The organism is Exiguobacterium sp. UBA6282, from assembly GCF_002440475.1.
GTDB lineage: Bacteria > Bacillota > Bacilli > Exiguobacteriales > Exiguobacteriaceae > Exiguobacterium_A.
This window is the reverse complement of record NZ_DJUM01000005.1, coordinates 106,641-114,770: the sequence shown is the minus strand read 5'-3', so window position 1 is coordinate 114,770 and position 8,130 is coordinate 106,641. Positions and strand designations below refer to the sequence as shown.

At 46.6% G+C, this 8,130-nt stretch carries 8 protein-coding genes; 6 read left to right on the top strand and 2 right to left on the bottom strand.

Annotated elements, in window-relative coordinates; genetic code table 11:
• Positions 1-555: 16S rRNA pseudouridine(516) synthase (locus B2751_RS01235; protein ID WP_290772176.1), on the top strand; the 555-nt coding region annotated here is incomplete at its 5' end.
• Between the two features lie 60 nt (positions 556-615).
• On the opposite strand, the gene B2751_RS01230 is transcribed toward B2751_RS01235, so the two are convergent.
• Positions 616-1,248, bottom strand: a complete 633-nt coding sequence (locus B2751_RS01230) for an SDR family oxidoreductase (protein WP_290772174.1) — start codon at positions 1,246-1,248, stop codon at positions 616-618.
• 108 nt (positions 1,249-1,356) lie between these two features.
• A complete protein-coding gene (locus tag B2751_RS01225) occupies positions 1,357-1,575 on the bottom strand; it encodes a DeoR family transcriptional regulator (RefSeq protein WP_023469095.1) in 219 nt (72 codons plus the stop codon).
• Positions 1,576-1,894: 319 nt separating this feature from the next.
• Between B2751_RS01225 and pepV the strand changes: the two genes are divergently transcribed.
• The 5 genes from pepV to pulA all read left to right on the top strand — a co-directional run bounded on the left by pepV (position 1,895) and on the right by pulA (position 8,080).
• Entirely contained in the window at positions 1,895-3,292 is a 1,398-nt protein-coding gene (gene pepV, locus B2751_RS01220) for a dipeptidase PepV (protein WP_056062745.1), read from the top strand.
• Between the two features lie 60 nt (positions 3,293-3,352).
• Positions 3,353-4,501, top strand: coding sequence for an MFS transporter (locus tag B2751_RS01215; RefSeq protein ID WP_056062742.1), 1,149 nt, complete (start codon positions 3,353-3,355; stop codon positions 4,499-4,501).
• 7 nt (positions 4,502-4,508) lie between these two features.
• Positions 4,509-5,027 (top strand): RNA 2',3'-cyclic phosphodiesterase, encoded by a 519-nt coding sequence (gene thpR, locus B2751_RS01210; protein WP_056062739.1) that lies wholly within the window; start codon positions 4,509-4,511, stop codon positions 5,025-5,027.
• Between the two features lies 1 nt (position 5,028).
• Positions 5,029-5,904, top strand: coding sequence for a hypothetical protein (locus B2751_RS01205; protein ID WP_290752113.1), 876 nt, complete (start codon positions 5,029-5,031; stop codon positions 5,902-5,904).
• Between the two features lie 61 nt (positions 5,905-5,965).
• Positions 5,966-8,080, top strand: coding sequence for a type I pullulanase (gene pulA, locus B2751_RS01200; RefSeq protein WP_290772168.1), 2,115 nt, complete (start codon positions 5,966-5,968; stop codon positions 8,078-8,080).
• The last annotated feature ends 50 nt before the right edge of the window (positions 8,081-8,130 follow it).

The following is an 8,130-nucleotide window of genomic DNA, read 5'->3' as shown; positions in this document are numbered from 1 at the left end:
ACGTATCAAAAATACATCTACTTGATGATGAATAAACCACCGGGTGTCATTAGTGCAACAGAAGATAAACGAGATGAGACCGTCATTGATCTGTTGTTTGAAGACGTGACGTATTTCAAACCGTTCCCGGTCGGACGACTCGATAAAGATACAGAAGGTTTATTGTTACTAACAAACGATGGATCGTTTAATCACGCTTTGATGTCACCGAAGAAACACGTCGAAAAAACGTATTACGCAGAAGTGACAGGAGTGTTGACGCAAGAAGATGTCGAAGCAATTGCGGCAGGCGTCACGTTAGAAGACGGTTATCAGGCAAAACCAGGAAAACTTGTCATCTTATCGACGACAGAAACAGATTCGACGCTTGAATTGACGATCACGGAAGGGAAGTTCCATCAAGTCAAACGAATGATGCTTGCGCTCGGGAAAGAGGTCACGTTCTTGAAACGGCGCTCGATTGGGCGCTTGGAACTTGATCCGGCACTTGCGCTCGGAGATTATCGTGAACTGACGCCAGCGGAACTGTCTTTGTTTGAGTGGCAACCTGAATAAGCAAAACGAAAAGGCGGTGGAATGAGCGTACATTCCATCGCCTTTTGTTATGGGTTTCGATTATTGATTACGCAATGCTTCTGCGATTGGATAAGGACCACTGAGTACTTCGAATACACGAGATTGTGTCGGATGATCGATCAAGTGAACGAATAATGCTGCGATATCATCACGCGACACCTTACGATCTTCGTATGAATCGAAATGCTCTTTCGTTTCGACAGTGCCTGCCGGGTCGTCATAGCTGAGTGGACCAGGACGTACGATCGTATAATTGAGTCCGCTTTCCTGGAGGTGTGCGTCTGCTGTTGCTTTAGATTCGAGATATACTTTCAATTCACCTTTTGGTTCTTCGGTACCTACTGAACTGAGCATCAGGAAACGATCGATACTGTTGGCTTTTGCTGCATCGATGACTTTAATTGCGCCTTCTTGATCGACGGCGCGCGTCAATTCGTCTGATGCGCCACCAGCACCCGCTGCAAAGATGACGACGTCCGCATTACTGATGACACCACTGACATCCTTCGTCAAATCCCCAAGTCTGACTTCAGATGCACCGAGTGCAATCAAATCGTTGATTTGATTTTCTTCTCGTACGACCGCGATTGCTTGATGATCACCTTGTTTAGCGATCAATTCGACCATCTTGCGTCCAGTCGTTCCGTTTGCTCCAATGATTAAAATATTCATTCTTCTCAACTCCTTCTCCCAATAGCTATACCCCACGTTTTAAAAAAGATAACAAAAAAAGACGCGAAGAATCGCGTCATCGAAAGATATACATAGTGAAACAGTGAATCAACCCGCTTGCTTTTGTTTCTTGCTCGACGTCCATGTACCGCGTCGAGGGCTCACAATGAGATTGTTGTATTCGAGCACGTTCAAATCCCGCTGAACGGTCCTTGAAGTGATGCCAAACTCTTCAACCAACTCTGCTGTCGTAGTAGCTCCGTTCTCTTGGATGTAGAGATAAATCGATTTAATCCGGGTCAACATACGGTCTGTAGAATCTTTCATTGGTATAACCACTCCCCCAATGGATAGAATAGTGTTCTAAAGCTTCGGGTGACAAAAGACAATGCAATATCCAGTTGTTTCGCCTTTAGTATAACGTTTTGATGTTAAATTGCAAGTGATTTAACCGAACGTTTGCATAAAAAACATATTCAAACAGATTGTAAAGTCGATAGTTGGAGTTTTAATATCGTTTAATGTTCGTCATTTAAACAAATAAAAAAGAAAACAGAATTTGGATGTTCGTATCTGAACGAATATTCGCTATACTAGAAAGGTGTATAGGAAACGAATTCAACCCAGAATGAAGGAGCGAAATCAGATGGTGAATTGGAAAGAAGAAGTACTCGCGCGTCGCGAGGACTTATTAGAGGATTTAAAAGAACTACTGCGGATTCCGAGTATACTTGATGAATCAACAATCGAAGAAGGTGCACCGTTTGGTCAAGAAGTCAAACGCGCCCTTGATTGGATGCTCGCGACAGGGGAACGAGACGGATTCAAGACAAAAAATGTTGATGGATACGCCGGACATTTGGAATATGGTCAAGGGGAAGAGTTACTCGGTATTCTTTGTCACTTAGACGTCGTACCAGCTGGTGGCGATCACTGGACATACGGTCCATTTAACCCAACGCTTGTCGATGGGAAACTGTATGCGCGCGGTGCAATCGATGATAAAGGACCGACGATGGCAGCTTATTATGCCTTGAAGATCGTCAAAGAACTCGGATTACCGCTCTCAAAACGTATTCGTTTGATTGCTGGAGGAGATGAAGAGAGTGACTGGCGTTGTGTGAATCATTACTTCAAACATGAAGAAATGCCGACTCTCGGCTTTGCACCAGATGCCGACTTCCCGATCATCAATGCGGAAAAAGGACTGTATGATGGGTTATTGATGCAAGGGAAACCAGCGCAAGCATCTGATACAGGCTACCATCTCGTTCGTTTTGAAGGCGGCGAACGTCCGAACATGGTTCCGGGTCATGCCCAAGCACTTCTTCGTGTCGTCGAATTGGGGACGCTTGAAACGGATTTCCATACGTATCTTGAAGAACAAGGCTTGTCTGGGACGGTCAAGCAAGAAACGGAAGGTCTTGTTCTTGATGTGAACGGTGTCGCAGCCCATGCGATGGAGCCGGATAACGGTAAAAATGCTGCCTTACATTTAGCACGTTTTCTCAATACGCTTCACTTGGATTATAACGGTCGTCGTTATATTCAGCTTGTCACGCACATGTTCCGTGATTCTCGCGGTGTAGCGATTGGTGTCGCTGCTTCAGACGAGACAGGTGACTTAACGATCAACGGTGGTGTATTCCGGTATGCAGAAGAGCAAGGAACAGCGTCGATCAACATCCGTTATCCTTATTCAGCAGACTTCACGGAACGCTTGCAAATCATCAAGGAAGCGGCAGCGGGATATGGCTTCGAGTTACAGACTCGAACACATATGACACCACACCATGTCGATCCGGATCATGAATTGATTCAGACACTGAGTGCCGTGTATGAACGTCATACGAACCAACCAGCTGATCTGATTGCTATCGGTGGTGGTACATATGCACGTTCGTTAACGGCAGGGGTTGCATTTGGACCAGTCTTCCCAGGTGGTCCTGAAGTCGCCCACCAAGTCGATGAATATGTTGATTTTGAAGAACTCTTGCTTGCTGTCGCGATTTATGCAGAAGCAATTTATGAACTCGCAAAATAATGACTGATGATCCCCCGCATCGTGAAGATGGGGGGATTGCTTCTTGAAAGGAAGTTCCGTGTGAAAAATCGTCAAACTTATCATTTCCAAGCGTTATATTTCTTTATTTTCTTTGGACAAGGTGCACTCATTCCGTATCTTGCGCTTTATTTTTCAAGCGATGCGTTCGGTCTGTCCGCTTCAGAGATTGGTACAATCGTTGCGATCGGACCGATTCTCTCTATTTTCTTACAGCCCGTTTGGGGCATCGCGGCAGATCGACTCGGAAAGCCGAAACGTCTCTTACTCGTTGCCATGCTCGCCGCTGGAGTATTTACATTAAGTTACTTACTGACGTCCGCTTATCTACTTTTACTATTGATTTCATGTGTCTGGGCATTATTCCAGTGTGCGCATATTCCACTCGTTGATACATTAGCGATCGAATATACACGAAAACGTAAGGTAGATTATGGCGCTTTGCGTCTTTTTGGATCAGCTGGTTTTGCTTTAGCCGTCTTCATCCTTGGACAAATCACTGAGGAGGGTGGACTTGGTCTGATTTTTTATGCGACCGGTGCAGCGTGGGTTCTTGGTTTTCTTGTGTTGATCGGTATTGAAGAAACGGGGAGCGTACACATTTCACATCAACAACAGGTACCGTTGAAACAACTTTTTTCGAATCGACGTTTCTTGTTATTCTTAGCGGGAGGGAGTTTGATCTTCGGACCGATCTTCGCCAATAACTATTACTTTGGCAGCTACGTCACGATTCGTGGAGAGACAACCGCGCTCGTCGGGACCTTGTTCTTCGTCGCCGTTCTGTGCGAAATCCCGTTCATGCGCATCGCTTCGCGTTTATTGTTACGATTCGGAGCGATTCCAGTTCTTGTCTTCATTTCCTTGCTGTCAGCTGCTCGTACGGCGATGATCGCATTAGAGCTTCCGATCGTCATGCTTTGGGTATTGTCTGCGATGCAAGGAATGATCGTCGGATTGTTGATCCCTGTTGCATTAGACTATGTTCGGTCACTCGTTCCAGAGACGATGGTCGCAACAGCTGTCAGTACATATATGGCAACGACGACAGGGCTAGCGACAGCGCTGTTTAACTTGATGAGTGGGTTTGTGCTAGACCAAAGTACAATCTATACCGTCTTTTGGGTATATACAATTAGCAGTATTCTTGGTGCCGTCCTGTACAGTGTCAGTGGTCGAATGAAGGAGTGAAGATACGATGAGACAGGAACGACACTTTTTCGTTGCCTTACCGATTCCTTCTGAAGATTTAGCAAATATCGCTAATCGTTTATCTCTATCTGATTACTTTCGAAATGTCTATACGTTAGAAGAGTACCATTTGACGCTTCGTTTTTTTGGTCCATTGGATGAAAAAGAACAACGATCGTGGAAACAGCAACTGCAGGAGATTGCGCGCACGATCGAACCTTTCGTACTTCGATTAGATCGTCTAATTACCTTTGGACAAAGCGAGCGACCACGTGTCGTCGGATTCGGAACAGAAGCAGAGGAATTGTTTCGATTAGTGCGTCTGATTGATCCAAGTGCGACTAAACCATTCGTTCCGCATGTCACGATCGCGAAGAAGTGGCGCACGGAGGCGGAAGAATGGACGACGAATCCGATACAACCGGTGGAATGGACTGTTCGTGAACTTATTCTGTTTGAAGTACGACCAGGCGTTTCGCCGCGATATGAACCGGTTTACCGGATTCATCTAGGTAAAGAGGAATGAGGTGATCCCCATCGCAATCTTGATGAAACTATATGACTTAGATAGTCGATTTGAAAAAAATCCGCTTGAGATGACAAAACGGTTCGGTGAACATCAGGCGCTTGATTACGCTCATGTCTATCGTAGATGGGAGGCTGGAGAATTATTTCCCGGGGAAACGCTCATCCGTCCGAAGAAGTGGTGGCAAGTGATGAAAAAAAGCGAAGTCATTCAACTTCCGGGTAAACAATTATCTCGAAGAGCGTTTGATAAATGGTACAAAAAACGTCTCGAGTTACAAAAATTATTAAACGTCACTGGTGGAGCGGGCGAAGAGGACATTTGGCGGATTCCGTTAAAACGTCATTTAGACTTTTATCAGATGTTACACCTCTTGAATGAACAGTATGCAATGTTTTATCGCGCCGTCATTCAATATCAAGTCGGGGAAGTCGAATTGAGTCCGTTCGTCGTCGGTCCATCCGCGATTTATATCATGGAATGGCTTGACGGTGACGAAAGTATCTATCATATCCGGCGAGATAAGTTGTGGCGGGAACAACCGTTCAAGGCATCCACAAAACAAATTTTGAATCCGAACATCGGTTTAAAGCGGACGGAAGATATTCTACGAGTCGTACTTGGGCGAGATTATGTCTTGCCGATCGAACGAGTCATTTTAGCACCTTCAGGTTATTTTGATCAGATTCCAAAAGAGACGACGACGACTTACGTCAATAAAGTCGAGTTTCCAAACTGGCTGCAACGAATGAATGCAAGTGCGCCGCATACAAAAGCGTTTCAGATGCGGGTGTGTGAAAAAATCCTAAAAGAGACCGTATCGATCCCGTTTCAAATGGCAATTCTAAGTGAAGGGCAGTCACGAATTCAAGAGTAGGGGAGGAAGCGACGGCATTGTCGTTGCGAAAGACATGACGAACCAAGAGGTGGTAATACCGGTGATCCGGGCAGAGTTCTCATCGTTTCGAAGCATCCGAGTCGAGGTCGAAGGCAATCCGTCAATCCACTGGTCGCTTGAATGTGATGGGAAACCGCTTGAAATTCAACAGACCGAAACGCATCGAGAGGAACAGTTCGTGATTTATGAGTTAACGGTTCTTGAACCAGTCGAGTTAGAATGCCGCTATGAGGTGTTCGGAGCAGGCAGGTCAATCCGTGTCGTTCCTGATCGATTAGTTCGGACGGAAGCGTTCGAGCGAAAGTACCGTTACGAAGAGAAGCTCGGTGTCTGGGAAGAAGACGATACGTATCATTTTGCTGTCTGGTCGCCTGTCGCAGAGCAAATCGTGTGTATCGTATACGATCAAGATGAACAGGTACTCGGAAGACACAAGATGGAGCGACAAGAGCAAGGTACCTATCACCTTCGACTTGGGCAAGAATCAGCAGAACGATGGTACCGCTATGAAGTGACGACGTACGTTGGCACACATGAAGTCGTCGATCCATACGCTCATGCGATATCGGAGAACGGTCGTTACGGTGTCATCGCCGACGTTGAACAGACGATTTCCGAGTGGTTTCCAAAGCGAGTCGCGCGTCCTTTGTTCGTCAAACCGTCGGACGCTGTCATCTATGAAGCAAATATTCGCGATTTTACGATTGATCGTTCCGCTGGTTCAAGTCATCCGGGACAATATGCAGGGGTGGCGGAACGTGGAACAGTTTCTTCTCGTGGACATGCGACAGGTCTTGATTATCTTCTTGATCTCGGGATTACGCATCTGCAGCTGTTACCGGTCCACTTCTTCGAACCGACCGATGAACGAACAAGGTCGCCATATAACTGGGGATACGATCCGATGCTTTGGTTCGGATTAGCTGGGAGCTACGCGAGTTCGGTCGCACCGCTCGTTCGCGTCCGAGAATACGCGGATATGGTGGAGCGACTCCATGAAGCAGGGATTCGTGTTACGTTCGATGTCGTCATGAACCACGTTTTTGTTCGGGAGCGTTCCTCTCTTGAACAGCTCGTTCCGGGTTATTATTTCCGTTACGAAGTAGACGGCACGCTCTCAAACGGAACGGGTGTTGGAAACGATACCGCATCCGAGCGATTCATGATGCGTCGACTCATCGTTGATTGCTTGACGTACTTTGCTCGTGTCTACCGCATTGATGCGTTTCGATTTGATTTAATGGGCATTCATGACATTGAGACGATGAATGAAGTACGTGCAGCACTCGATGCGATTGATCCTACGATTCTTGTGTATGGAGAGGGCTGGGATCTTGCGACGGCATTGCCGGAACGATTCAAAGCGATGAGCGCCTCGGCTGCGCAAATGCCGCGAATCGCTCATTTTAATGACGTGTTCCGTGATGCCTTGAAAGGATCGACGTTCAGTGCATACGATCGAGGATTCGTTGCCGGAGACGGATGGAAAGAAGGAGAGGTCCGAAACGGGATTGCGGGTAGTGTTCATATCGATAACCAAACGTATGGACGTTTTCCGGAACCGACGTATTCGATCAACTATGTCGAGGCGCACGATAACCATACGCTGTATGACAAATTGAAAATCTCCTGTCCGGAAGCGGACGAACTTCAGTTATTACGGATGAGTCGATTAGCTCAAACGATCGCTTTGCTTGCGCAAGGCATTCCGTTTCTGCATGCGGGTCAAGAGTTCTTGCGTACGAAACAAGGTGTCGAAAACAGTTATAATGCATCGGACGAAATCAACCGAATGGACTGGGAACGCCGGGATGATCATCTCTCCCTCGTTACGTATATCAAGACGATTTTACAAATTCGCAGAATGCATGGCGGATTCCGTCTACACCGGGCGAATCAGGTTCGAGAACTGCTTCGTTTCATCAACTTACGTCCGGGTGTCATCGCCTACGAAGTCGAAGCGATCCATTCGTACGATGCGTGGCAACGCACGCTCGTTGTCTACAATACGACGCACGAAATCGTGGAAGTCTCACTCGATCACTCGCGCTGGAATGTACATGTCCAAGGGGATGATGCCTCGGTCGACCCGCTTCTGAAAGGTGTCGATAGGATTCAAGTCCTTCCGTTGTCAACGACGATTGCGACGTGTTAAGATAAGCATTGTGCCTTAGGCAAATCTACTAAAAAAGTTGAGCGGATTAT

Excerpts from the sequence above, each read along its gene's own strand:
- pepV (WP_056062745.1), top strand. The coding sequence starts at position 1,895 with ATGGTGAATTGGAAAGAAGAAGTACTCGCGCGTCGCGAGGACTTATTA.
- B2751_RS01225 (WP_023469095.1), bottom strand. The coding sequence starts at position 1,575 with ATGAAAGATTCTACAGACCGTATGTTGACCCGGATTAAATCGATTTAT.
- thpR (WP_056062739.1), top strand. The coding sequence starts at position 4,509 with ATGAGACAGGAACGACACTTTTTCGTTGCCTTACCGATTCCTTCTGAA.
- B2751_RS01230 (WP_290772174.1), bottom strand. The coding sequence starts at position 1,248 with ATGAATATTTTAATCATTGGAGCAAACGGAACGACTGGACGCAAGATG.